The 25,753-nt window shown below is 65.3% G+C and carries 18 protein-coding genes and 3 tRNA genes; 11 read left to right on the top strand and 10 right to left on the bottom strand.

Translation table 11 applies throughout. The annotated features are described in order from the left end of the window. The first annotated feature begins 97 nt into the window (after nt 1-97). Nucleotides 98-2,029: a PKD domain-containing protein gene (locus HMI57_RS11635; RefSeq protein ID WP_171586176.1), complete on the top strand. Its 1,932-nt coding sequence runs from the start codon at nt 98-100 to the stop codon at nt 2,027-2,029. A 15-nt stretch (nt 2,030-2,044) separates the two neighbouring features. Here the strand turns inward: HMI57_RS11635 and HMI57_RS11630 are convergent, their stop codons facing one another. Further along, nucleotides 2,045-2,635 (bottom strand): AAA family ATPase, encoded by a 591-nt coding sequence (locus HMI57_RS11630; protein WP_171586175.1) that lies wholly within the window; start codon nt 2,633-2,635, stop codon nt 2,045-2,047. 197 nt (nt 2,636-2,832) lie between these two features. Here HMI57_RS11630 and HMI57_RS11625 point away from each other — a divergent pair, with 197 nt between their 5' ends. Continuing rightward, on the top strand, nt 2,833-3,972 hold the full coding sequence (locus tag HMI57_RS11625; RefSeq protein WP_346655197.1) for a low temperature requirement protein A: 1,140 nt from the start codon (nt 2,833-2,835) through the stop codon (nt 3,970-3,972). Nucleotides 3,973-4,073: 101 nt separating this feature from the next. Here HMI57_RS11625 and HMI57_RS11620 read toward each other — a convergent pair. Then, nucleotides 4,074-4,161: transfer RNA gene (locus tag HMI57_RS11620), tRNA-Ser, on the bottom strand. A gap of 88 nt (nt 4,162-4,249) precedes the next feature. Between HMI57_RS11620 and HMI57_RS11615 the strand changes: the two genes are divergently transcribed. Beyond that, on the top strand, nt 4,250-4,558 hold the full coding sequence (locus tag HMI57_RS11615; protein ID WP_171586174.1) for a hypothetical protein: 309 nt from the start codon (nt 4,250-4,252) through the stop codon (nt 4,556-4,558). On the opposite strand, the gene HMI57_RS11610 is transcribed toward HMI57_RS11615, so the two are convergent. Beyond that, on the bottom strand, nt 4,555-5,040 hold the full coding sequence (locus HMI57_RS11610; RefSeq protein WP_171586173.1) for a pyridoxamine 5'-phosphate oxidase family protein: 486 nt from the start codon (nt 5,038-5,040) through the stop codon (nt 4,555-4,557). The two genes, HMI57_RS11615 and HMI57_RS11610, sit on opposite strands and share 4 nt — an antisense overlap. A gap of 110 nt (nt 5,041-5,150) precedes the next feature. Continuing rightward, nucleotides 5,151-5,636: a tRNA adenosine(34) deaminase TadA gene (tadA, locus tag HMI57_RS11605; protein WP_171586172.1), complete on the bottom strand. Its 486-nt coding sequence runs from the start codon at nt 5,634-5,636 to the stop codon at nt 5,151-5,153. A 23-nt stretch (nt 5,637-5,659) separates the two neighbouring features. On the opposite strand from tadA, the gene upp reads away from it, so the two are divergent. The 5 genes from upp to HMI57_RS11580 all read left to right on the top strand — a co-directional run bounded on the left by upp (nt 5,660) and on the right by HMI57_RS11580 (nt 13,789). Further along, nucleotides 5,660-6,295 (top strand): uracil phosphoribosyltransferase, encoded by a 636-nt coding sequence (gene upp, locus HMI57_RS11600; protein ID WP_171586171.1) that lies wholly within the window; start codon nt 5,660-5,662, stop codon nt 6,293-6,295. A 478-nt stretch (nt 6,296-6,773) separates the two neighbouring features. Further along, a complete protein-coding gene (locus HMI57_RS11595) occupies nt 6,774-7,613 on the top strand; it encodes a winged helix-turn-helix domain-containing protein (RefSeq protein ID WP_171586170.1) in 840 nt (279 codons plus the stop codon). 281 nt (nt 7,614-7,894) lie between these two features. Continuing rightward, nucleotides 7,895-10,309 (top strand): LuxR C-terminal-related transcriptional regulator, encoded by a 2,415-nt coding sequence (locus HMI57_RS11590; RefSeq protein ID WP_171586169.1) that lies wholly within the window; start codon nt 7,895-7,897, stop codon nt 10,307-10,309. Further along, on the top strand, nt 10,306-12,921 hold the full coding sequence (locus HMI57_RS11585) for a helix-turn-helix transcriptional regulator (protein WP_171586168.1): 2,616 nt from the start codon (nt 10,306-10,308) through the stop codon (nt 12,919-12,921). Before HMI57_RS11590 ends, HMI57_RS11585 begins: the two co-directional genes overlap by 4 nt. Before the next feature lie 343 nt (nt 12,922-13,264). Next, the gene (locus HMI57_RS11580) at nt 13,265-13,789 is read left to right on the top strand and encodes a histidine phosphatase family protein (protein WP_171586167.1); all 525 of its coding nucleotides are present in this window, start codon (nt 13,265-13,267) and stop codon (nt 13,787-13,789) included. On the opposite strand, the gene HMI57_RS11575 is transcribed toward HMI57_RS11580, so the two are convergent. Together HMI57_RS11575 and HMI57_RS11570 are read right to left on the bottom strand one after the other, a co-directional pair. Then, a complete protein-coding gene (locus tag HMI57_RS11575; RefSeq protein WP_171586166.1) occupies nt 13,786-15,204 on the bottom strand; it encodes an NAD(P)/FAD-dependent oxidoreductase in 1,419 nt (472 codons plus the stop codon). The genes HMI57_RS11580 and HMI57_RS11575 overlap by 4 nt on opposite strands. Nucleotides 15,205-15,302: 98 nt before the next feature. Beyond that, nucleotides 15,303-15,375, bottom strand: a tRNA-Arg gene (locus tag HMI57_RS11570). 328 nt (nt 15,376-15,703) lie between these two features. On the opposite strand from HMI57_RS11570, the gene HMI57_RS11565 reads away from it, so the two are divergent. After that, nucleotides 15,704-17,569 carry a phosphoenolpyruvate carboxykinase (GTP) gene (locus HMI57_RS11565; protein WP_228721075.1) on the top strand — a complete coding sequence of 622 codons (1,866 nt, stop codon included), beginning with the start codon at nt 15,704-15,706 and terminating at the stop codon, nt 17,567-17,569. Between the two features lie 129 nt (nt 17,570-17,698). Here HMI57_RS11565 and HMI57_RS11560 read toward each other — a convergent pair whose 3' ends face one another. Then, complete coding sequence (locus HMI57_RS11560) at nt 17,699-19,105, bottom strand: phosphomannomutase/phosphoglucomutase (RefSeq protein WP_171586165.1); 1,407 nt, start codon at nt 19,103-19,105, stop codon at nt 17,699-17,701. Further along, complete coding sequence (locus tag HMI57_RS19395; protein ID WP_267313545.1) at nt 19,102-19,227, bottom strand: hypothetical protein; 126 nt, start codon at nt 19,225-19,227, stop codon at nt 19,102-19,104. Before HMI57_RS19395 ends, HMI57_RS11560 begins: the two co-directional genes overlap by 4 nt. On the opposite strand from HMI57_RS19395, the gene HMI57_RS11555 reads away from it, so the two are divergent. Next, nucleotides 19,226-21,340, top strand: a complete 2,115-nt coding sequence (locus tag HMI57_RS11555; protein ID WP_171586164.1) for a RecQ family ATP-dependent DNA helicase — start codon at nt 19,226-19,228, stop codon at nt 21,338-21,340. The genes HMI57_RS19395 and HMI57_RS11555 overlap by 2 nt on opposite strands. 61 nt (nt 21,341-21,401) lie before the next feature. On the opposite strand, the gene HMI57_RS11550 is transcribed toward HMI57_RS11555, so the two are convergent. Both HMI57_RS11550 and HMI57_RS11545 read right to left on the bottom strand, forming a co-directional pair. After that, nucleotides 21,402-21,489, bottom strand: a tRNA-Ser gene (locus tag HMI57_RS11550). Nucleotides 21,490-21,553: 64 nt separating this feature from the next. Continuing rightward, the gene (locus tag HMI57_RS11545) at nt 21,554-23,647 is read right to left on the bottom strand and encodes a prolyl oligopeptidase family serine peptidase (RefSeq protein WP_171586163.1); all 2,094 of its coding nucleotides are present in this window, start codon (nt 23,645-23,647) and stop codon (nt 21,554-21,556) included. A 93-nt stretch (nt 23,648-23,740) separates the two neighbouring features. On the opposite strand from HMI57_RS11545, the gene HMI57_RS11540 reads away from it, so the two are divergent. Then, entirely contained in the window at nt 23,741-25,669 is a 1,929-nt protein-coding gene (locus tag HMI57_RS11540) for an FAD/NAD(P)-binding protein (protein ID WP_171586162.1), read from the top strand. Nucleotides 25,670-25,753: the final 84 nt, after the last annotated feature.

Here is a 25,753-nt window from a genome sequence, read left to right as displayed (position 1 = left end):
TCCCAGCCTTCCCGACACCCGAACACGGGTGTACGCTCAGCGCAGGTCTCAGAATGAATGGCGTTTCACCGCTGTTCTGCCAGATGGAGACTGTGAGATGGGAACTGCCAAACTTATTACCGGAATTGTGGCCAGCGCAGCACTGGTAGTGGGGTCGGCGGTGATTCCCCAACTGGTCCCAATGGCCCCGGCCGCTGATTCGTCAGTGCACTTCACCGCCAGCGGCGATTTTTCCGCCAGCCCCGCGGCAGCCTCCGTCTTCAGCCAGATCGGCGCCCTGCAACCGGACCTGCATCTGGCTCTAGGAGACTTCTCCTACGGTGCCACCGGAGCCGAACAGGCCTGGTGCGACTTCGTCACGTCGCGGGTGGGTCCCGGCTTCGCCTTCGAGCTGCTCTCCGGCAACCACGAAAGCAACGGACAGAACGGCAACGTCAACGACTTCGCCGCCTGCCTGCCCAACCAGCTGCCCGGGCTGATCGGGAGCTACGGCCGCCAGTACTACGTGGATGTGCCCCGGGAGAACCCGTTGGTACGCTACGTGATGATCTCGCCGGGGATCCCGTTCACCGACGGCGGCGTCTGGTCTTACGCGGCGGGGACGACACGCTATAACTGGACCGCTGCGGCCATCGACGGCGCACGGGCCAGCGACATCCCCTGGGTGGTGGTGGGGATGCACGCGCCCTGCCTGTCCCAGGGACAGTACGGTTGCGTTGCCGGTGCCGATATCACCAACCTGATGCTGCAGAAGCGGGTTGATCTGGTGCTGAATGGGCACGAACACCTCTACCAGCGCACACACCAGCTCGCCCACAGCCCCGGCTGTCCCGCGCTGGTGCCCGGCACCGCGTCGTCGTCGTGCATTGCCGGTACGGGGAACGCCATGAGCAAGGGCGGGGGCACAGTCTTCGCCACCATCGGCACGGGAGGTGTCACCCTGAGGGACGTGTTCCCCGCCGATCCCGAAGCCCCCTATTTCGCGACGGCGTCGGGTCTGAATGCCAACCCGACATTCGGTTCACTGGATGTGACGGTCACGCCGGACCTGCTCAGCGCGGGATTCACCGGGGCATCGGGCGGGACCTTCACTGACGCATTCACCCTCAGTGTGGGGGCGCCGCCGTCGAACCTTCCGCCAACCGCTGCCTTTGCCAGCTCCTGTACTCTCCTGGACTGCACCCTCAATGCTGGCACGTCCACCGATTCGGATGGAACGGTTACCGGCTATGCGTGGAACTTCGGTGACGGCACCACTGGATCCGGCGCGCAAACCAGCCACGCCTACGCAGCCGCTGGTGCATACACGATCACCCTCACGGTGACCGACGACGACGGCGCCACCAACAGCACCACCCGGACCGTCACGGTCGCACCCGCCCCACCACAGGGGTCGTTCGCCGCAGACACCTTCGGCAGGACTGTGGCATCAGGCTGGGGAACGGCCGATCAGGGCGGGCCGTGGACGGTAACCGGTGGAGCGGCGTCGTACTCGGTGGGGTCCGGGACCGGCACCATCAGGCACACCACGGCAGGGTCCGGACGAACCGCTTACCTTAATCCACCGCCATCCTCGGCCACGGACCTGACCTTTGCAGTGGGCGTGGACAAGCGGCCGGCCACCAGCTCGCTCTACGTGTCAGCGATTGGCCGCCGGGTGGCAGGGGTGGGGGAGTACCGCGCCAAGGTCAGGCTGGACGCCAACGGCCAGACGGCGCTTTCGCTGCACCGCACGAACGCCAGCGGCACCGAGGCGTCGCTGCAGGGTTCGCTCACCCTGCCGGGGCTCACCTACGCTCCCGGCGACCGGCTACTGGTACGGACCGAGGTGACGGGGCTCAGCCCGACGACGATCCGGGCGAAGGTCTGGAAAGCCGGAACTGCCGAGCCGGCCGCCTGGCAGCGTTCGGCAACCGATTCGACGGCAGGGCTGCAAACCGGAGGAACCATTGGGCTCTTCACCTATCTGTCGAGTTCAGTCACCAATTCGCCAGTTGCGGTCCTGATCGACGACGTTGCGGCCACATGATCGCGGGCCGGAGGTTCACAGCCCGAGAGCCCGCATCATGTCGTCCACTGCGTCTGTAGTTGAACGACTCGCGTCGATGATGGTGAACGCCTGAAAGTCAGGGAGCTCCCTGTAGGCCCTGTCGAACATCGTCAGGTGCTCGAGTGACTCGGTGTCCGAGGCGCGGCTCTTGATCCGGTTGTAGGCAACCTCGGCACCGACATCGAAGTAGATGATTGCCTCGGGTGCGGGCAGGACTCTGAGCAGCAGGGGCAAGAACCAGCCCCGGCGAAGTCCCCGCACCCGCCTTAGCGCGAGCTGGCAGTACAGGTGACGGTCCATGATCACCACGCGGGAGCGGTTTCCCGCCCGGAGGTGGGAGATGGCGACGTTGAGACAGCGAATCACAGTTTCCACGGCATCCAGCCGTACTGCCGGGGGATGAATGTGATGACGTTCGCACCAGGTGCCGATGCTTCTGCGCCCCGATGGGTTGGTGGTGAACGTTGCCGGGTATCCCTTTTCGGACAGTCGGAGAGTGAGCAGTTCTCCGGCTGAGGTCTTCCCTGCACCGTCGATGCCGGTGAGGACAATAATCCTGGCCGATCGCCGAGATGAGGTTGCCATGAGCTCCGTTTGTCACTGTGTCTGTCGAGACAATAGTACGAGGAAGAAGCCAGGGCTGACACGCTGATTGGGACGGGTTATCTTGGTGCCATGGCAACGAACCCAGTTCGTCACGCGCTCTCCCGCATGGGAGGTCGAGATCCCCATGAAAGGTCCGTTCCGCGACCCCGCTCGAACTGTTCTTTGACCTGACCTTCGTGATCGCGTTCGGAGTGGCCGGCAACCAGTTCGCACACGCCATTGCGGAAGCCCACGTCGGTGCCGGCCTCCTCGGGTTTACGATCGCGATGTTTGCGGTGATCTGGGCCTGGGTGAACTTCACCTGGTTCGCTAGTGCCTATGACACCGACGACTGGGTGTTCCGGCTGGTCACCATGGTCCAGATGGTGGGAGTCCTCATCCTCGCGATGGGCATCGAGCCCCTGTTTCATTCGCTGATTGAGGGCCACCACGTGGAGAACGTGACCATCGTCAGCGGCTATATCATCATGCGTGTCGCCCTGATCTCGCAGTGGCTTCGGGCCGCGCGTCAGGACCCGGCTCGGAGGGAAACGTGTCTACGCTATGCCAGGTATCTGGCCCTGGTGCAACTGGGCTGGGTCGCTGTGCTGTTGGTCGAAACCGACATACCGACCACGATCCTGATGATTGCCCCGCTGGTGGTCCTGGAAATTGCAACCCCCACCTATGCCGAGCGCAAGGGGAAGACCCCCTGGCATGCCCATCACGTCGCGGAACGCTACGGGCTGTTGGCGATCATTGCCCTCGGCGAGTGCCTGATCGGCGCCATCGAGACGTTGCGGGCCATCGTGGCAGCACACGGGTGGTCTATGGACGCTGCCCTGGTGGGTCTGAGTGGCACCGGCCTGGCGTTCGCTATGTGGTGGATCTACTTCATCCTCCCCTCCGGCGCGGCCCTGCACTTTCAGCGGCACCGGTCCTGGGCCTTCGGGTACGGGCATATGTTCGTTTTCGCGGCCATCGCGGCCACGGGGGCAGGCCTTCACGTGGCCGCCTACTTCATCGATCATGAGACCCATATCTCAGCTGCTGCCGCTGTGGCCTCGATCGCGCTGCCGATCATTCTGTTCAAGATCTTTGTCACCACCATTTACAGCTTCATGCTCGGCACCGATCGCCTGCTCCTGTTGAATACGGGGCTGGTCGTCCTCGGCCTGGCTGCGAGTGTGCCCTTGGCCGCCGCGGGGGTGTCGGTCCCGCTGTGCATGCTCGAAATGGCGCTGGTGCTCGGTCTGGCAATTGGCTTTGACGAACGCCGTGGTCAGCAGTCCCGAGAGGATGCGCTGAGGCGGCTGGAGTCCGCGGCAAGAGACTGAGATCTCGTGACGGCGCTGGCGAAGGAATATCGCGTCGCGCACAACAGGCACAACAAAGCCCCTGCCTCCCTGATGATCAGGGAGACAGGGGCTTTGCCAACTGGCGGTGACGGTGGGATTTGAACCCACGTTGGCTTTCACCAAACAACATTTCGAGTGTTGCACCTTCGGCCGCTCGGACACGTCACCAACGCGTCCACACTACCGGCTGGCGGCCCCCAGTCCCAAAACGCCCACCGACAGCCATGCTCTTCTGGCCGACGGTTACGATGAGCGCATGGTGAACCGGGGCGCAAAAAGGACTGATCGCGAGTGGGTGGAGCTGGTGGGACCGGCTGGCGCCAATCTGGCGGTGGTGTCGGAAAGCCGGCAAGCCAACCTGCGCCGCGCCGTCACAACAGCCATCCGGGGACGCAGGGGCGCGGCGCTCGCTGACGAGGCGCGCCGCCTCGCCATGGAGGAGTGCGAGCCGGAGCTCGCAATCAAAATTGCCCACCTCACGAAAAAGCCCCACCCTCCCGGTCGATCAGGGAAGATGGGGCTTTCGGTGTTCGTACGGGGCGGTTTCAAGCCCTCAGCAGACTAGAGATCGACGACGTCGTTCTTGCCTGGATCGGCGCGTTCGCCGGTGATGAGGCCCTTGGCGATCTTGAACGCCGAGACGATCTTCGGGGAGTCAAGCGTCCAGTATTCGGCAGTGTCGGCGTCGACCTTGATCAGGGCGACAGAGGTGTCGTCCTTGCCGTTCTCGAACCATGGCTCCACCGACGCGCTCCACAGCTCGTCGATCTTCGCCCGGTCCTTGGTCACAGACGCCGTGCCGGTGATGGAGACGTAGCCCTTGCCGCTGCTGACCGAGACGTTTACCTGGGGGTTGGTGCGAATCTCGGCGGTCTTCGGTGACGGGTCCTCGGTGAAGAACCACAGATCGCCGTCGAACTCGGTTTTCTGCACGGCGAGTGGGCGGCTGACCAGCTGGCCCTCGCCGTTGATCGTGGTGAGGATCGCGATATCCGCGTCCTTCAAGACCTTATGAAGTTCTTTCATGCCATCCTGCTGCGCGTTCATCAAGTGCTCCTTAAACTTTGCGGCTATACCGGAATTAGTCAGCCTACGCACTACCTCCGTTCAGCGACACCAAGTCAGCGGGGAGCGAAATCGATGACCGGTGCCGCGGCCTACCGTTCCCGGCGCTGCGCAGCGAAAAAGTCCCGCAGCAGATCGGCGGACTCGGTCTCACGAACTCCGGGGATCACCTCGGTCCAGTGGTTGAGCCGCCGTTCCCGAAGGATGTCGAAAACCGACCCGGACGCCCCGGCCTTGGGATCCCACGCCCCGAACACCACGCGGGGGACACGCGCCAACACGGAGGCCCCCGCGCACATGGCGCAGGGCTCCAGGGTGACCACCAGGGTGCAGTCGTCCAACCGCCAGCTCCCCGCGGCCGTTGCTGCACGCCGCAGGGCCAGTACCTCTGCATGGGCGGTCGGGTCGCCGGAGGCCTCCCGCTCGTTCCAGCCGGTACCCAGGACCGTCCCGTCAGGGCCGACGACCACGGCGCCGATGGGTACGTCAGCCGTCGCCAGGGCCCGTCGGGCAGCGTCCAGGGCGAGGCCCATCCATTGGGAATGGAGGAGGTCGGCTCCGAGCGGGATTCGCGGCATGCCCCCAATGATACTTTTGAGCTATGCGCGTACTGGTTGTAGATCATCCCCTTGTAGCCCACAAACTCACAGTCCTCCGGGACAAGGACACTGCGTCGCCCGTGTTCCGGCAGCTGACAGAGGAGCTGGTCACGTTGCTCGCCTACGAGGCGACCCGCAACGTCCGGGTAGAGCCTGTCGAGATTGAAACTCCGGTGACTACCGCCATCGGCACCGGACTCGTGAAGCCCACCCCCCTGGTCGTCCCGATCCTGCGGGCGGGACTGGGCATGCTGGAGGGAATGACCCGGCTGGTCCCCACCGCTGAGGTCGGATTCCTGGGCATGGCCCGCAACGAGGAAACCCTCGAAGCCATCACCTACGCCGAACGGCTGCCCGATGACCTGACCGGGCGGCAGGTCTTTGTTCTGGACCCGATGCTGGCTACCGGCGGCACCTTGCGTGAAGCCATCAAGTTCCTCTTCAAACGCGGCGCGGCAGATGTCACTTGCATCTGCCTGCTGGCTGCGCCGGAAGGACTCGCAGCGCTGCAGGCCGAACTCGAGGACGCGAACGTCACCATCGTTCTGGCCTCTATTGACGAGAAGCTCAACGAAAACGCCTACATCGTGCCGGGCCTCGGTGACGCTGGCGACCGTCTGTACGGCGTGGTCGGCTAGCCCCTTCCACTCCGGAATCCATGGCCCCGGGTGGGGCTATGCCGTGGGCGGACCATCCCTGCGTAAGGGACGACCACCTCCTGTCGACAGGGCCTGCTCTGGACGAATGTTGCGTTTCAGGCTGTTTATGTGGACGAAGACGATATTCGCAGTGTACTTAGTGTTATTCGTGAACAGTCTGTCCAACCTCTTTTTGGGCAGCGCTACGCCCAATAATGCTTTGTTACTTGTGCGTAAAGGAATGTGACGTGCAATAATTAGTAACGTGTTTACCCACTCATCGGCATCCCCAGCCGCATCGTCCACAGCAGGCGTCCAGCCTGTCCGCGGGCCGCGCTGGTGTCGAATGCACGCGTAACGGCTTACCCCCACCCGTACGCACTCCTAGCCCAACGGCGGGCTCCATTGAAGCCATCTCGACCGGGCACACCCCCGCATTCGTGCCGTGATGACGGCCATTCACGTAGAGGCAAGCAATATGTCAGTAGCATCTGGTTACGTCCACATCTCACTCCGCAACGCTCAGAGCCGCGCCATCCTTCAGGCCCGCTCCTACCAGCCGCGACCGTCTTTCGTCCCCTACGGTGAACTCCCGACACAGGACCAGCCGACGTCGAAATATCGGCCCCTTCAGGCGGTGCCGGGCTCGGCCGACGGCTCACACCCCGACACGGCACCCACCGCCGTGGTCACGCCCAACGGGATCCCCGGCCCCCAGTCGGTCAGCGGCGACACGACGGCCCGCGGCTTTGTCCTGTACGTGGCGCTCAACGAGGAAACCGCCGCAGCGAACGGGACGACCTTGACCAAGCTGGCCCAGGACGTCAGGGCCCATGTCCGGTCCCTCGTGCCGCAGGCCCAGAGTCACGCCGCAGTCGCGCTTGCCCCGGCGGACGCCGTCGGGAGCGATATCGACGTCGTCAGGCAGGCCCTCGGTGATCCGACAGTCACCCGCCGGGCACCCGCGACACCTGCCCAGCCCGCCGCGCCTCGTCCTACCGGGGTGCTGATCGACTTGTCCCGCCGCGAGGTCCACCTCGACGGTGAGACCCTGAACCTGACCTTCAAGGAGTTCGAACTCCTCAATTACCTCGTCGAAAATGCGACGCGCACCGTCGGTCGCGAGGAACTCCTGAGCGGGTTGTGGCGCAACGCCGAAGAGGTGCCCAACGAACGGACAATCGACGTTCACATTCGTCGGCTCCGGTCCAAGCTCGGCCGGCTCGCGAACACAGTCCGCACCGTTCGGGGCCAGGGTTACCGGTTCTACGAGCACCCCGAAGTTATCGTCTGGGCCGCCCCCGAATACTCCATCTAGGACACCAACCGCTAGGGCTCCGAGCAGGGGTTCCAAACCCCCGTCGTTAGTGGTAGCCTTCGACCATCTTGTCATCGGGGCGACTGTTGGGAGTCAATCGCCCGCATAGATAAGATGAGCCGGGTAACCAGTGGCTGCAGAAGCGGAAGATTTCACTATTCCCTGCGCCCGGCGGGCGTGGGGGCCAGTGTTTAAAGAGGCGGTAGTAGCTGCCAGTTCCCTGTTAAGCACACGCCACATTGGGGACAAGAATGACTGGGGACAGCACCCGAGGCCAGTTGATGAAGCAGCTGGAAGACTACCTCCGGCATGGAGTCTCGGTGGTCGTCGAGGGACAGTTCGGGTCCGGAAAAACCGAATCTCTGCGTGTCGCATCCCTCTCTCTTGAATCCGACAGCCACATTGTCCGCCTACGCGGGACACCCCGGGGTAGCGGAACCGCCTACCTGGCGCTGGGAGATCTTGTCCGGGTGCCTCCGGGTTCAACCCTCCACCCAGCGACCGTTTTCGCCCAGCTCTCGGCCAGGCTACGGGAGCTTGCCACCGACCGTCCTGTCATCCTGCTGATCGACAATTTCGATTTCCTTGACCCCGAGAGCCGGGCACTATGCACCATGGTGCTCGGACTGTCATCGGTCACCCTTTTGGTGTCCTGCAACCGGGTCGATGACAGCCCGGAACTGCGCGCGGCGGTCAACAGCCGATCCATGGAACCCCTGACCCTGACGCCCCTATCGGTCGACGAGGGGCGGGAAGTGATCACCCGTGTCTTGGGTGGGGAGGTCTCCACCTCGGTGGCGAACTCCCTGCACGCGCACTCTCGGGGGAATGCCCGGATTCTGGCCATGCTGTGCGCCCACGCGCGGGAGAACGGCAACATCGCCCTGATCGACGGACGATGGCGGACCACACCACACTACGCCGAACCATTCACCAGCGGATCCCTGCGCAGCGGTCTGGCCGTACTGCAGTCACGGCTCAACAGCGCCGAGCGGGCCGCGCTGGAGATCCTCGCCGCCGCAGGATCCGTTCACATTGACGTGCTTGCCCAGCATTGCGACATGAGGGCGCTCGAACGCCTGCAACGTGAGGGCATGGTCGAGGCGCGTGACGGCGGGAACACCTACTGGCTGCACAGTAAGGGGCTCGCCCACATCCTGCGGCAAACCCTGGGTAATGACCGGAGCCGCGAGGTGTGGTCAACGATTGTTGAGCCCGGCATGGCGCAGCGCGGGGTGCGGCCGCCCGGCGCCAATATCGTCTGGGCACTGCAGCGCGGTATAGAAGTGAACGATTCGGCATTGCTGGCCGCAGCGGATGACGCGCTGCGGGCCTACTCGCCCCGGATAGCTCTCGACCTTGCCTCGGCGGTCACAGCCCAGACAGGTCCAGCCCGGCGCGTCCAGGCCGAAGCGCACTGGTTCCTCGGGCAGCCCGGGGAGGGCATGGAGGTCCTGACTGCGGCTGCCGCTGACGCCGGGTCGTCCACAGCAGCTGTTGCGGACGAGGCCGCGGTCGGAGAACTGGTGCAGTCTGTCTTCGCAGCCCACCAGGCTTCGCTGGAAGAGGTGGCGGGCGACACCGTGGCGCAAATGCTGGTGCTGCGGCGCACCGGTGAGTACCGGGCTGTGCTTGATCTCTTTCACTCGATCACCCTTCCCGCGTGGCCGGACGCCCGCTACCTGGTAACCATGCTCGCCGCCGAGGCTTTCGCGGTCTGCGGGGATCCGGCCCGGGCCCGCCTGCTCGCCATCGAATGCGGGCTGGTGTACCGCAGCGTGCGCTCCGCAGTGGTGCGGGAGATCGGGGAGACCGCCCATTATCGGGTGCTGTTCCTCAATGGTGAGTGGCGCGGCCTCTCTGACATCCTGGGCCAGAATGTGCTGCGGCGCCCGGGGAGGCTCCTCTTCGGGGAACAGTCCACGCTGCTGCTGCCACGCCTGATTTCCCGGGAACCAGGCGACGTGATGATCGGGGGCGAGCGTGGTGGTCGGACCCCCACCGATATGTTCGGCTGGTTCACTGCCCAGTGCGCCGGCCTGTTCGCTGAACCGGACGACCAGGGCAGGGTCGCCGCCGACTTCAAGGAATTGGCGGGTCACCCGAGACTGTCCGGGCTGTTGGGCCTGCAACTTTTTGCGCTTGGATCCATGGTGTTGACGCAGGGCCAGCACAACGCGGATGCCACCCCCGACCACGGCTTCAATGAGCTGGACCTCAAGCGTCTCGAACGGTGCGCCAGATCAACCACCGGACCGCTCGCCCGCCAGTTGGGCCTGCTCGCCGACGGCGTGCTGACCGGGGAACCGATCACCCTGGTCAGGGCTGCGCAGGCAGCAGCCCGGCAGGGGAACACCGCGTTGTCGGGAGTTGCCGCCACTCTGGCATCGCGTGCAGCGGGCAGGGTCAGACAGCCCGATGTCCAGCGCGCCGCCCAAGAGCTGGTCCCCGGGCCCGAGCTCCACCTTGACCTGCCAGCGGAGATCGCGGCGCTCACGCGTCGGGAGCGCCAGGTGGTCGACCTTGCCGTGTCCCGCAGCAAGAACTCAGAGATAGCGGCCCTGCTGGGAATTTCCCCCCGAACCGCCGAGCGTCACCTGCAGAATGCATACCGGAAGCTGGGAGTTTCGACGAGGGAGCAATTGCGGCAGGCGCTTCAGCCTCTCGATGATGCTGCAGAATCGGGCGGTGCATGACCAGCCAGCCCCGAGCTGACCACCTCAAGCGAAGCATTCTCGACGAGGTACTTCACGCAGCGGGGCGCGAATTGGTGACCGCCCAGGGGGGTGGGCTGATCCTGACCACCTCCACCGTCTTCGGCGGAGACTTCCTGCTCGCCCGCATCCTGGCGTCCGCCGAGCCCGGCTGCACGGTGAACGTGCAGGGCACTGAACCTTTCGCGGATGTCGCGTACGCCCCGCTGGCCCCACTCCTCCTTGATTCTCCTGACGTCAACTTCCAGTCGGAACTTGACGTGTTGTCAGCCGTCCGGGACCGGATCAGGCGGCTGGCCGAGGGCGGGAGTTGCGTGGTGGTGGTGCGGGGGCCCGAGCACCTCGATTCGTCGAGCATCGCCGTCCTGACCAGGCTGGCTGAGTCACCGGAGATTGGGCTGCTGATCCGGAGCGGACCCCGCAGCCAGCTTCCGCTGGACCTCGAACTATCGCTGGCGGACGGCTTCATCGAGGAGGTCAAGATCCCGGTACTTTCCCCGGCAGATGTCCGGGAGTATTTCGGAAGCATCCTGGGAGCGACGCTGCCGATGCTCTCCAGCACCCTGGTGTGCGACGTGATCGGGGGAAGCCCGGTCCTGCTGGAAATGGTCTCCCGGGATGAGGAACTGCAGCACCTGATCGAGGTCCGGGACGGCGTCTGGATACTTCCCCGCGAGCTCAGCCTGACCGATCGAATGGCTGAGAGGATCTTCAGCCTGATTGCCGACTACGGTCAGCAGGAAACCGATGTTCTCCTGACGGTCGCCCTGGCCCACCAGATTCCAGTGGAGGTGGTCGTGGACCTGTGGGGGGTGAATACGGTGAACGACCTGTTGCTGGAGGGTGCACTGACCCGGGTGGAGGACGCCGGGCAAATCTGGCTGCGGGCCTCCCCACCCATTCTGGGAGCGGCCATCCGGCAGCGGATCGAACCTTTCCGGTCGCGGCGACTCTGGGAGAACGTCAACCAGTACCTCTCTGACCTCTCCAATACCCCTGGCGTTATCCACCGGGTGATGTGGAAGCTGTCGGTGGGAGTGGCCGTCGACGACCGGGAAGTCCTGACCGCTGCCACACTGGCCAACCGCCTAGACCAACCGGATACCGCCGAACTGCTGCTGCAACTGCTCCCCTCTGACCTGACCGTCGACGAGGAAGGGATCGTCGCAGCTGCCGAAGTGCAGCGGGCGCGGACCGAGTTCTATGACGGCCGGACAGACCTCGCCCTGTCGCGCCTCCGCCGACTCCTGATGGGGGACCCAGGCCCGGAGGTGCTTGCCTCGGTGGTCCACTTTGTCTTCCAGATCAATCTCGCCACCGGGATGGGCGCCTCCACGCTGGCCCAGGCAATCAGGCGTCGGTCCGCCGCGGCCTCGACGGGAGAGGTCTATGAGAGCACGCTGATGATGCGGCTCGGCAGCGACCTGCAGCAGCTCATTGGCGGCGCCATTCCGGAGGTACCGGTTGTGGAAGCCGGCGGTCCGCCCGATGATCCGAATGAGGCGATGTGCTGGCATGTCGTCGCGGGCGAACTGCACTACCGCCGGGGGGATCTTCGCGCCGCGGCCACCGAGTTTACGCAGGCCCTGGACATCATTCTCGAGGAAGAGCCGCTGCGGAACTACGGCGGGTACGTGGTGGTGCGGCTCATGTTCCTGTTGGCTGGCGGCGGCTTCTGGGAGGACCTGGCGGCCCTCCAGGCCAAACTCACCCATGGCAGGGCCCCGTGGGTAAAACGGTTTATCGGTTTTTGGGAGCTGGTAGTTGGCCTGACCGAGCTGCGCCGGGGACGTCCGGTGACGGCCCTCGTCCACCTGCGGACTGCAGTGGTGGTGCTTCGGGGCAGGGATATCAAGCGGTTCAGGCCGCTGGCGACCGCCCTGGCCGCCTACACAGCCTGGCTCATTGGAGACCCCAGCCTTGAGGGGTACGTCGCGGAGTATGAACGTCTCACTCACCTGGGCCCTCCCGAACGCCTGCTGTTGGCCGAGGCCTACATGGCGGTGGTCAGGGAACCACCCGATTCCGCGTTGATCCCTCAGCGCAACGAGATGACGGCAGAGGTGGCAAATCCCCAACTCCGAACCGAACTAGCTGTCCTGGGCGTGCAGGCGGGTGCGCCCGATGCCATCTCCAGGGCAATCACTTGTTCGACCGGGCTGGCCGATCCCCGTGCCCAAAGCCTGCACACAGTGTTGACTGCGCTGGACGAGGGAGATCCCGCCCGGCTGATTGGTGCTGCCGAGTTTTGCCTCGCCCACGGCCAGGAACTCCTGGTTCCCGTTTGTCTAGGGGTGCTCCTTACCCAATCCGCTGGCTCGAATGGCAAGGTGGTCAGGAGCGCTTCGAAATTATTGGGCCAGCTCGATCCTGAGCTTCAGCGGGCGCACCCACAACTGGCGGCGCTTCGCCAGGCCACGCGTCTCACGCCCCGCGAGACAGTTGTCGCCGCTGATGTCGCCGCAGGAAAGACCGCCCGGCAGATCGCGAAGGAGCAGGGAGTGTCAATCAGGACCGTCGATGGCCACGTGGAGAGCATCCTCACGAAGCTGGGTTTGTCCTCACGTAGGGACATTGGCAAGCAGGATCGCTAGGTACCCGCAGCCGGATTTCCAAAACTACGTAAGCGCCACGAAAAGTCGGGTAGTACCTGCGTAGAGAAGGTAGCCCATTCACGGCATACATTGTTTTCAGGGAAGAAATTCCCAGGTCGGTGCAGACACCAGCACTGAAGCATAGAGCCGGGGGCGGCTGAGGGACTCCCCAACGAACCTCCCCGCCTCCGTCTCCGCCAGTGCGGAGAGCATCGACCGAGCGGATAAACCGACCGCTGACCCACAGATCGGGGCGGTTTCCCGGGGCGAGAGCCGGGAAGCCGCTCTTTCTGTTTTAACCTGGCGTCCTGTCGGCACCGCCACACCCCATAGACTTCAGGCCATGGCATCCCATCACCTGAAACGACTTATGCTGCTGCGGCACGCCAAATCGGACTGGCCCCGCAACGTGGAGGACTTCGAGCGCCCCCTGAGTTCGCGCGGCCACCGGGACGCACCGCTGCCCGGCAGGTGGATGGTGGAGAACGACGCCGTCCCGGACCTCATCCTCTGTTCCTCAGCTTTACGGACCCGCCAGACCTGCACCTGGATTTGCCAGGAACTCGGCGACAAGGCGCCCACCCCCAAGCTTGAGGACCGTCTCTACTCCGCGACCGCCACTGAGATCCTGGCACTGATCAATCACGTGCCGGCAACGGTCACCAGCCTCCTGGTCATTACCCACATGCCGGGAGTCCAGGAGCTGGCCATGCGGTTGGCCTCAGCTGACTCCGATGAGGACGCGGTGATGGAAATGGCTACCCACTACCCGACGTCGGGGCTGTCCGTGCTGGAACATGACCGGCACTGGAGCGAACTGGATGGCCGCGACGCGGTCATGACCGATTTCGTGGTGCGGCGGGCCTAGAGCCCGTACTTCTCGAGCAGGCGCAGCCAGACCTCGCTGATGGTCGGGTAGGCGGGCACCGCGTGCCAGAGCCGGTCCAGCGGGACCTCGCCCGCAATAGCAATGGTGGCTGCATGCAGCAGCTCGGCCACGTCGGGCCCAGCGAAGGTCACTCCGACGAGGATCCGCCGATCCTCGTCGACGACCATCTGGGCCCACCCCTGGTAGCCATCCGAGTGGAGGGCCGATCCGGCCACGGCGATTTCCAGGCTGGTCTCGCTGACGGTGAGACCAGCTTCGCGTGCCTGTTCAATGGTGCGCCCGGCCATAGCGATCTCGGGGTCTGTGAATACCACCTGGGGGACTGCGTAATGGTTTGCTGTTGACGCGTAAGGACTCCAGTCCTCGACGGCGTCCCCAAGGGTTCCCGCCGCGCGGGCTGCGATTGCCGAGCCCGTAATGCGGGCCTCGTACTTACCCTGGTGGGTCAGCAGGACTTTCCCCGCCGCGTCGCCCACGGCGTACAGCCAGTCCGCGCCCTGCACCCGGCCTGACTGGTCCGTCACCAGCTTCCCGGGGTCGAGGTCAAGGTCCTCAAGGCCCAGATTGGCCAGCGCCGGGCGCCTGCCGGTGGAGACCAGGAGCTTCGCCGCGGTCACCGTCTCGCCATCGCCCAGCGTGACCGTGACCGAACCGTCAGCCTCCTGCCGCACGGACTCGGTGGCAGTATCGGTCAGGACGACGACGCCGTCGTCTTCCAGTCCCGCCCGAACCAGATCGGCGGCTGGCTTCGGGTAGTTGGAAAGCAGCCCACTCCGGGCAATGATGGTGACCTTCGCACCCAACCGGGCGAAGGCCTGGGCCAGTTCGGTGCCCGCGACGCCGCCGCCCAGGACTGCCAGGGAATCGGGCACCTGGGTGGCGGAGGTGGCTTCCCGTGTGCCCCAGAACTCGATGGCGTCCAGGCCGTCAATGGGTGGGGTGGTGGGGGTGGACCCGGTGGCCAGCACTACTGCCACGCGTGCGGTCAGAAGCGTGACGTCGCCGTCGTTGTCCCTCACCTCAACCAACCGCTCACCCGTGAGTCGCGCCGTTCCCCGGACCAGGGTGATGCCGCTGTCCTTGACCCAGACGGCCTGCGAGGAATCGTCCCAGTTGGAGGTGAATTCGGTGCGACGGTCCAGGACCTTTTGGGCATCGAGGGAGCCGCTGACTGCCTCCCGCGATCCGGCGACCGACGAAGCGGCCTTCAACGCGGTCCCGGGGCGGAGGAGGGCCTTGGACGGCATGCACGCCCAGTAGGAGCACTCTCCACCCACCAGCTCGGATTCCACCAGCGCCGCGGAGAGGCCAGCCTGCACCACACGATCCGCCACATTCTCGCCGACAGCGCCGGCGCCAATCACGATTACGTCAAAGTCCTGTGAGTCACTCATGCCTTGAGCTTTTCACCGCCGGTCCCGCGGGGCAACCTCTGGCGTATTTGGGCAAAAGAAATGCCCTCCACCAGTGGGGAGGGCATTTCATCAAACCGTGCGCGCGAAGGGACTCGAACCCCCAACCTCCTGATCCGTAGTCAGGTGCTCTATCCATTGAGCTACGCACGCATCGCCGTTAGCTAACCTTGTGTCTGCCATTTTCAGGCGAACCACGCGGTTATTGGCCGTAGATAACTTTACAGCTATTGAGGACCTACGCCTAATCTGCCCGGCCTGCGGGGAGCGGTCGGGCGGCCGGAGGCCCTCGATGCTGATTCATGACTAGACCGGTCTACGTGACCTTAATCACATTACGTAGTCTTGACACTGTCTAGCCGCCGTAGATTCTAGGGAAATATCCTAGGAGACCCCACCGCAGCCCACTTGACGGTGCTAAGCCCCTTAGTGACATGGACCATAGCATCGTTACACCACCCACCCAACGAAGGGACATGTTATGGGCGATCCCGTACGCCAGCTGGTTGATGACAATAACCTGAACGCAACCGATCAGGGCACGCAGACCCCTGCGCCGACCACTCACGCTGGCTTGCTCGCGTGGGTTCAGGAAGTTGCCGAAATGGTTCAGCCTGAGCGGGTGTATTGGGTCAACGGCTCCGAGGAGGAGAACAAGGCGCTCACCGACGAACTGGTGGACGCTGGAACCCTTCGGCGTCTCAACCCCGAAACGTTCCCCAATTCCTTTGCGGCGTTCTCTGATCCAGCGGACGTGGCACGGGTAGAGGAGCAGACCTACATCTGCTCCCAGAACGAGCGCGACGCCGGGTTCACCAACAATTGGATGGACCCGGACCAGATGAAGGAGAAGCTGCGGGGTCTCTTCACCGGCGCCATGCGCGGACGCACCATGTACGTGATCCCGTTTGTGATGGGACACCTGGACGCCGCGAACCCCAAGTTCGGCGTCGAAATCACTGACAGCGCCTACGTGGTCAGCTCCATGCGCATCATGGCCAATATTGGCACCGGGGTGCTGGAACGGATGACCGAGCTCAACGCCGAGTACGTCCCCGCCCTCCACTCCCTCGGCGCACCCCTCGCCGAGGGAGAGACTGACGTACCCTGGCCGTGCAACGCCGAGAAGTGGATTGTCCACTTCCCGGAGGAACGCTCCATCTGGTCCTTCGGCTCCGGGTACGGCGGCAACGCGCTGCTGGGCAAGAAGTGCTACGCCCTGCGGATTGCCTCGGTGATGGCACGGGACGAGGGATGGCTGGCGGAGCACATGCTCATCCTCAAGCTCACCTCTCCCGAGAATAAGACCTACTACGTGTCGGCGGCCTTCCCCTCCGCCTGCGGCAAGACCAACCTGGCTCTCCTGGACCCCACCATCGAGGGCTGGAAGGTCGAGACGCTGGGCGATGACATCACCTGGATGCGGTTCGGCGACGAAGGAGAACTGCGGGCCATCAATCCCGAAGCTGGCCTGTTCGGCGTCGCACCCGGCACCGGTTGGCTCACCAACCCGAACGCGATGCGCGCCATCGCGAAGGGCAACTCGATCTTCACCAATGTCGCCCTGACCGACGACGGCGGCGTGTGGTGGGAAGGGATGACGGCCGAAGTGCCGGAGCACCTGACCGACTGGCAGGGGAACGAATGGACGCCCGCCTCAGAGAAGACAGCTGCCCACCCGAACGCCCGGTTCTGCACCCCGATCGACCAGATCGACATGCTGGCCGACGAGTTCAACCACCCGGACGGCGTGGAAATCTCGGCTATCCTCTTCGGCGGGCGCCGGAAGACCACCGTTCCCCTGGTCACCCAGTCACGCGACTGGACCAACGGCATCTTCATGGGCTCCACCCTGTCCTCCGAGACGACGGCGGCGGCGGCCGGGGAGGTCGGTCGGGTACGGCGCGACCCGATGGCAATGCTCCCGTTCATGGGATACGACGCTGGCGACTACCTGCGCCATTGGATCACCCTGAGCGCTAAGGCCGATCAGGAACGGTTGCCCAAGATCTTCCTGGTGAACTGGTTCCGACGGACCGCTGACGGAGGATTCGCCTGGCCGGGCTTTGGTGAGAACTCGCGGGTGATGAAGTGGGTCATCGAACGGCTGGAAGGGACCGCCGACGCCGTCGAAACCCCCATCGGTTTCGTGCCGACAGGAGATTCGCTGGACCTCACTGGCCTGGACATGACGCCGGAGGAGGTCGACGCAGCGGTGCGGGTTGACCCCGAGGAGTGGGCGGCTGAACTGGCCGGTATCGAGGAGTGGTACTCACGGTTCGGTGAGTCGCTCCCCGCCGAGCTCCAGGATCAGTTGACCGGGCTCAAGGAGCGGTTCGCCGTCTGATCGGCAACATCCAGTGACTGAGTAACTGACTGAATAACTGAGGGCACCCGGTGGAGAAATCCACAGGGTGCCCTCACCGTCTTACAGGTCTTCGTCGATCACGGGTTGCGGGGTCCGGGGCGGCGTCCCCTACTGGCGAACCTGCGCCAGCACCTGCTCGGTCAATGTTTCCAGGACCTGGGGGTCGACCGCTTCAGCGTTCAGGCGGAGGTAGGGCTCGGTGTTGGAGGCACGGAGGTTGAACCACCAGGAACCGTCATCTGCTGTGAACGTCAACCCGTCGAGCTCGTCCACAGTGACGCCGTCGCTCTCGAATTCCTCGCGCACCCGGGCAACAGCGGCGGGGACGTCGTCCAGCCGTGAATTGATCTCACCCGAGGAGAAGTACGGCTCATACTCGCGGCCCAGGTCGGACAGCGGCCCCGGCTGCTCGCCCAGTGCGGCCAACACGTGCATGGCCGCCAGCATTCCAGTGTCGGCGTTCCAGAAGTCCCTGAAGTAGTAGTGAGCTGAGTGCTCACCGCCGAACACGGCACCCTCCTTGGCCATCACGGCCTTGATGAAGGAGTGTCCCACCCGGGTACGGACCGGACGCCCGCCCAGGCGTTCCACCAGCTCGGGCACCGCGCGGGAGGTGATGAGGTTGTGGATGATGACGGGAGTATCTTCCCCGGCAGCCTGCGCCCGGACTATTTCCCGGCGGGCCACCATTGCGGTCACGGCGCTGGGCGAGACCGGGTTGCCCTGCTCGTCGATGACGAAGCATCGGTCGGCGTCGCCGTCGAAGGCGATTCCGATGTCCGCCTGGTTGCTGACCACTGCCGCCTGCAGGTCCCTGAGGTTCTCCGGTTCCAGCGGATTGGCCGGGTGGTTCGGGAACGATCCGTCGAGCTCGAAGTACAGGGGGATGATCTCAAGGGGAAGTTTGGGGAGCAGCGTGTCGCCCAGGACGGCGGGCGTGGTGAGCCCTCCCATCCCGTTGCCTGCATCCACGACCACTTTCAGGGGGCGTGATCCGGACAGGTCCACCAGGGAGCGGAGGTATTCTGCGTACCCGCCAAGCGCGTCGCGGACGCCGATGGTGCCGGTCCGTTCCGCGACGGGGATGGACCCACTGTTCAGGTACTGCTCGGCGAGGGCCTGGATCTCGACCAGGCCGGTCTCCGAGGACACCGGAACGGCTCCGGCGCGACACATCTTCATGCCGTTGTATTCGGCAGGATTATGGCTCGCGGTAAAGGTGACGCCCGCTGCGTTGAGGGCTCCGCTGGCGTAGTACAGCTCATCGGTCGAGATCAGGTCCAGCAGTACGACATCGGCGCCCCGGCCCGTGGCGCCGCGCGCGAACGCCTGGCTGAACTCGGGCGACGACGGACGCATGTCGCCGCCCACCAGAACGATCTGCCCGCCGAGGCCGAGCACGTCCACGAAGGCGGCGCCTACGGCCTCGACAATCTCGGCGGTGATGCTCTCGCCGACGATACCGCGGACGTCGTAGGCCTTGAAGGATGCTGAAAGATCGAAGGATTTGTTCACTCGGAGAGTCTAACCGTTGCCCCCTGCCAGACAAGGCGTGTGCAGGCGAAGGCGCGTGCGGTATCCACATTCTCGACCCGCCCGCCCAGGCTGTCAGCGGGGGCTGCAATACTAGGGCTCATGGTTGACACCACCACACTCCATGACCAGGCAGCCGAAATTCTGCGGACCCTTGTAGGGCGCGACGACGCCGAGTTTCATGATGGCCAGTTCGAGGCGATCGAGGCCCTGGTGAACGGTGGGCGACGGGCACTGGTGGTGCAGCGCACCGGCTGGGGCAAGTCAGCGGTGTACTTCGTCGCCAGTCTGCTGCTGCGCTCGCGCGGCGCAGGACCCACCCTCATCGTGTCGCCCCTGCTGGCGCTGATGCGCGACCAGGTCGCGGCAGCGGCACGCGCCGGTGTCCGGGCTGAAGCGATCAATTCGGCCAACCAGACGGACTGGCAGGAGATCACCGCCAAGCTCGACGCCAACACTGTCGATGTGCTGCTCGTCTCGCCGGAGCGTCTGAACAACCCGGCGTTCCGCGAACGCCACCTTCCCGAGTTGATCCGGCGCACCGGCCTGCTGGTCATCGATGAGGCGCACTGCATCTCCGACTGGGGACACGACTTCCGCCCGGACTACCGCCGGCTCCGCGACCTGATCACCCAGCTACCGGCAGGGGTGCCGGTGCTGGCGACCACGGCAACCGCCAACTCGCGCGTGGTCAGCGACGTCGAGGAGCAGTTGGGCACCGACGGCACCGAGGTGTTCACGCTGCGCGGCACGCTGGCTCGGGACTCCCTGCGGCTCGGCGTGCTGCGGTTGCCCAGTCCCCGGTCCCGGCTGGCCTGGCTGTTGACCCACATCGAGGAGCTGCCCGGAAGCGGGATCATTTACGCGCTGACAGTAGCGGCGGCCGAAGATACAGCCCACCTCCTGCGGGCAAACGGCCATCAGGTGCTCGCCTATACCGGCCGCACCGACCCGGCGGATCGCGAAGCTGCTGAGGCTGCCCTGAAGAACAACGAGGTCAAGGCGTTGGTGGCCACCAGCGCACTGGGCATGGGGTTCGACAAACCGGATCTGGGGTTTGTGATCCACCTTGGAGCGCCCTCCTCCCCGGTCGCCTACTACCAACAGGTGGGGCGCGCCGGGCGTGGCACCCCCAACGCTGACGTCCTGCTCCTGCCGGGTACTGAGGACCGGGAGATCTGGGAGTACTTTGCCACCTCCTCGATGCCGTCCGAAGAAAAGGCGACCCGGGTGCTCGACGCGCTCGGCTCCGGAACGGTTCTGTCCACGCCAGCCCTCGAAGCCCAGGTCAACCTCAAGCGCACCCCACTGGAACTGCTGCTTAAGGTGCTGGACGTGGACGGCGCCGTCCGGAAGGTACAGGGCGGCTGGGAGAGCACCGGCACGCCGTGGCTGTATGACAGCGAACGGTATGGGCGGATCGCCCAGGCGCGGGTCGCCGAACAGAAGTCAATGCTGGACTATGAGAACGCGACGGGCTGCCGGATGGAGTTCCTGGCCGCCGCCCTCGATGACCCGACGGCGGCGCCCTGCGGGCGGTGCGACAACTGCGCTGGCCCCTGGTACTCGGATGAAGTGGCGCATGACGCGTCCGACAGCGCCCAGAAGGCGCTCAGCAAGGTCGGTGTGGAGGTGGATCCGCGGGGACAGTGGCCCAGCGGCATGGACAAGCTGGGTGTGCCGGTCAAGGGCCGCATCCCCGCAACCCAGGCCAACGGGTCGGGAAGGGCACTGGCACGGTTCACCGACCTCGGGTGGGGGAGCCGCCTCCGTGAGATGCTGGCTGAATCCACCCCCGACCAGCCGCTCGGCCCGCTGGCTGTTGAGGCCTGCGTCTCGGTGCTGGCCCAGTGGGGATGGGCCACCCGTCCGGTCGCCGTGGTCAGTGTGCCGTCGCGACGGCGCCCGCTGCTGGTGCGATCCCTGGCGGAAGGACTGGCCGGAGTGGGCCGCATCCCGTACCTGGGCGCTCTCCAAACACCGCACGGCTGGCCCACCGGGGCTCCCGGTGGCAACAGCGCGTTCCGGCTGGCAGCGGTCTGGGACCGGTTCGCCGTCCCGGAGGAGGGTCAGGAATGGTTCGCGGCCAACCCGGGGCCGGTGCTGCTGGTGGACGACCTCGCCGACAGCCGCTGGACCATTACCGTCGCCGGGAAGGCGCTGCGGGACGCCGGTGCGCACGAAGTTCTGCCGTTTGTCCTGGCGCTAAAGGCCTGAGCCGCCCCAGAACGACGAAAGCACCCCCAACCGAGGTTGGGGGTGCTTTCGTCGTTCTGCGCGGAGACGGGGGGATTTGAACCCCCGGTAGGCTTTAGGCCCACACTTCATTAGCAGTGAAGCCCATTCGGCCGCTCTGGCACGTCTCCAGCGGCTATTACTAGCCACCCAAGGCTACCTGTAAGAACCGGGCAAGAGCAAAACCACCCACGGCTACAGTCCGCCGGTCAGCGCCTTCCACAGAAACTCCTGCGACATGACGTGCATGCGGGCCGCCTGCCGGTTGTCAGACGCGCCCGCGTGACCGCCCTCCAGGGCCTCGTGGAACCACACATTGCCAATCTCCATTGCCTTCATCCGTGCGGCCATCTTCCGCGCCTGCACGGGCCCCACCCGGTCGTCGCTGGTAGCGGTCCAGATCAGCGTGCGCGGGTAGGTGACCCCTGGGCGCAGCTGGTGGTAAGGGGAGAAGGTCTTGACGTATTCCCATTCCTCAGGCTTGTCGGGATCACCGTACTCGGCAATCCAGGAGTAGCCGGCGGAGAGTTTCGTGTAGCGGCGCATGTCCAGCAGCGGCACCCCGCAGGAGATCGCGCCGAACAGGTGCGGGTAGTGGGTAAGCATGTTGCCCACGAGCAGTCCACCGTTACTGCGACCGGTGCACCCGAGCAGCTCGGGGCGCGTGACCCCACGGGACACCAGGTCCATGGCGATGGCAGCAAAGTCTTCGTAGGCGCGGTGGCGGTTGGCGTGCAGCGCGGCCTGGTGCCAGGCCGGGCCGTACTCACCGCCGCCGCGGATATTGGCCAGTACGTACACACCATGCCGGCCGCCGTCGGTGGTGCGCTCCAGCCAGCCCCTGCCGATGACCCCGGAATAGGCGGGGACCATTGCGTTCTCAAATCCGCCGTAACCGGACAAAAGGGTGGGATTCTCGCCGTCGAGCACCAGGTCCTTCGCCCCCACCTGGAAATACGGTACGCGGGTGCCGTCCTTGGACACCGCAAAGTGCTGCTCAACGGTGAACCGGTCGTCATCGAAGAACGACGGCGTGGATTTCACAGGGGCATGCTTTCCGCCGATGGTGCCGCGCAGCAGGGTCGACGGAGTCAGGAAGCCGCTGATCACGAGCCAGTAGTCGTTTCCCGCGTCGTCGTCCTCGTCATCGACGGCGTAGGCGTCGACCGAATGCAGCGGCGGGCAGGCATCAAGGATCTCGGACCGCCAGTTGTCTGCCGGCTTCAGGACCCGGATTTCCGAGGACACATCGTTGAGAAGGTTGATCAGGAGGTAGTCCCGCGTCCAGCTCCAGGACTGCAGGGAGGTGGTGGCATCGGGCTGGAACAGGGTGATCAGTGAGCGCTCACCGGCCAGGAACGCGTCCAGCTCCACGCCGAGGAGGGACCCTGCGGCAAACACCGTGCCGTTCACGTTCCAGTCCGTCCGGGGCCGAAGGACCAGCCACTGCCGGTGGAACGAGACGTTCACGTCGTCGGGCACATCCAGCTGCACCCACCCGTCGGCGCCGCGCAGGTGCGTCCGGCTGGTGTAGAAGTCGATGGTGTCCACGGCGATGTCCCGCTCATAACCGGGGGTCTGGTCCCGCACCACGAGGGCCATCATGTGGGTTTCAGGGATCTCGAAGTCCAGCTCGGCGGCGGTCAGCGGCTCACCCCGGCGCACGGTGCGCACGGTCCGTGGGTAGGAGCTGGTGGTGATGGACCCGGGGCCGAAGTCGGTGGCGACGTGAAGCGCATCGGGTCCGGCCCAGCTGATCCGGCTCTTCGCAGCCGGGATGTCGAAACCGTCCGCCACGAAGGTCCGGGAGACGACGTCGAACTCGCGGTAGCGGCGCGCGTCGCCACCATCGGGGGAGAGGGCTACCAGGCAGCGCTGGTAGGGCGCTCCGTCCGCCGGGCGAAGGAACGTTGCCCCTCCCCAGACCCATTCGGTGCCCTCGTCGGCGCTGAGCGCGTCAAGGTCCAGAAGCACCTCCCATTCGGTCTGCGCGGCCGTGTAACTGTCCCACGTGGTGCGGCGCCACAGTCCCTTGGGATGTTCCTGGTCCCGCCAGAAGTTGTAGTAGTGACCGCCCCGTTTGGAGACCAGCGGGATGCGCTCCGTTGAGTCGAGGACTTCCAGGATTTTGCGCTCCATATCCTGGAAATCGTCGGTGACCAGTTGCTGCTCGGTGACAGCGTTCTCGGCCCGCACCCAGTCAAGGGGTGAATCACCGTAGATGTCTTCGAGCCAGATGAACTCGTCGTCGGAGGTCGGACCGGATTGCTGGTCTGTGGTGGAGGTCATATTTCTATCCTATGCACGCCCCGCGCAGCCCCCGAACCGAGACGGCCGGAGGGACGCCCTGCTTGCCGGCGTCGGAGCAGATACCCTTATCTGATGCATACGGGTCGTAACCAACTGGTAGCTGTGGTGGGCGCCGGCCCCCGCGGCACCTCAGTGACGGAACGGCTCATCTCCCAATGGGACGCCCTTCCTGATGGCCAACGGCGACCGCTCGAGATCCACCTGATCGACCCGGAACCCCCCGGGCCAGGCCACGTGTGGCGCCCAGACCAGTCGAGACTGTTCCTGATGAACACCCCGTCGCTGTTCCCGTCGGTCGTGCCCGTGGGGCGCGCGGCTGACGGGCTCGCACCTTCAGTGGTTGACCGGTCATTCAATGATTGGCGCACCGAGATGACCGCCACTCCGGCGCCGTCCCTCTCGGCGGGTGACCTGGAGGAACTGGCACGGCTCGGCGGCTCCGACTTCCCCAGCCGGGCGCTGTACGGCAGGTACCTGCAGTGGACCTACCAGCGGCTGGTGGCTCACTGCAGGGACGGCATTACCGTCACCCACCACGCCACCGACGCGCTGAAGCTGGCACGGGCAAGCAGCGGGTACCGGGTCGCACTGGCCGACGGGACCGCCCTGATCGCAGACGCCGTCGTGCTGGCTCTCGGCCACCTCCCCGCGCAACTCAACCCCGAACAGGATGCCCTGCGCGACGGCGCCGCCCGGTACAGCCTCAACTACTGGCCCCCCGCGGTCCCGGCAGATATCGACTGGACCAGGATTCCCGCCCGGAAGCCCGTCCTGATCAGGGGCCTGGGACTTAACTTTTTCGACGTGATGATCCAGCTTTCCGAGGGGCGCGGCGGCCACTTCGCCCCGGACGAGACCGGCCGGCTGCAGTACCATCCCACCGGCCGGGAACCGCTCCTCATCGCGGCATCCCGCCGGGGCGTTCCCTACCGGGCCAAGGCCCAGCTGGATAGCTATCTACCCCGCAGCGTCTCCCTGCGCCACTGCACGGTTCCAGCGCTGCGGTCCTTTGCCGGGCAGGGTATCCGTCCGGGCTTCGACCATGACATCTGGCCGTTGCTGCACCGTGACGTTCTGGGCACCTACTACGCCACCATGGCCCGGGTGGCGGGGGCCGGGCCGGCCGACCCCGACGCGTTCCTGATCCGGCTCCACGCGGCCCTGGACGTCCCCGGCCCGGGATGGGCCACCGCCCTCGAGGAGCTTCTCGCCGAGGAGATGCCAGCAGCGCCACGGCTCGACGTCGAAGGGCTCGCACGCCCGTTCGCTGGCCGCCGGTTCGCTGACGCGCAGGAGTACCAGGAGGCGGTGCTCCCTTTCCTGGACGCCGATGTCGACGAGTCGGTCCGGGGTGAAGACAGCCCCCTGAAGATGGCAATCGGTGCAATGAACGCGGGACGGACCGTCATCAAGACGGTCGTGGCAGACGGTGGATTGACCGACCAGGCCTGGATGTCCGAGCTCCGCGGCTGGTTTGAGCCTCTTGTGGAGGGCCTGGCCAGCGGTCCGCCGGCGGTGCGGATCGCACAGCTGGCCGCGCTGGCGCGTGCCGGCGTCGTCCGGTTCGTGGGCCCGAACCCCCAGTTCACCATCGACGCGGGGACCGGGCGGTTTGTGGCCTCCTCACCGTGGGTCGACGGCGAGGAGGCTACAGCGAGTCATCTGGTCGACGCCATGATGCCGCCGAACCGTGCGGTGGACAGCCTGTCCCCGTTGCTGCGGCAGCTGCTCGAGGACGGGTTGGTCCGGGCCAAGGTGATGATGGCCGAGGACGGTGCGCCCGTCACCTCAGCCGGGCTGGACGTTACCCTCCCGCCCTACCGGGCGATCGACGGGGCCGGCCGGGAGCAGCCGGACCTGTACGTGATCGGATTGCAGCTTGCCTCCGTCCAGTGGGGGACCGCCATCGCGGCCGAGGCGCATGCACCCGCTGACGCCGGGGGACGGACCCTGCGCGACGCCGACGGTATCGCAGCGGCGATCCTCACCTCCGGCAGGTAGAGCCCGCCACCGGGTGGCTACGGGGTCGGGTAACCACCGGGTGGTTAACCGCAAGCGGCGGGCCCCCGAGGGGACCCGCCGCCT

The organism is Arthrobacter sp. 260 (genome assembly GCF_013116745.1).
Classification (GTDB): Bacteria; Actinomycetota; Actinomycetes; order Actinomycetales; family Micrococcaceae; genus Arthrobacter_D.
The sequence above is the reverse complement of the archived record's forward strand: the minus strand, read 5'-3'. Positions and strand labels throughout refer to the sequence as shown.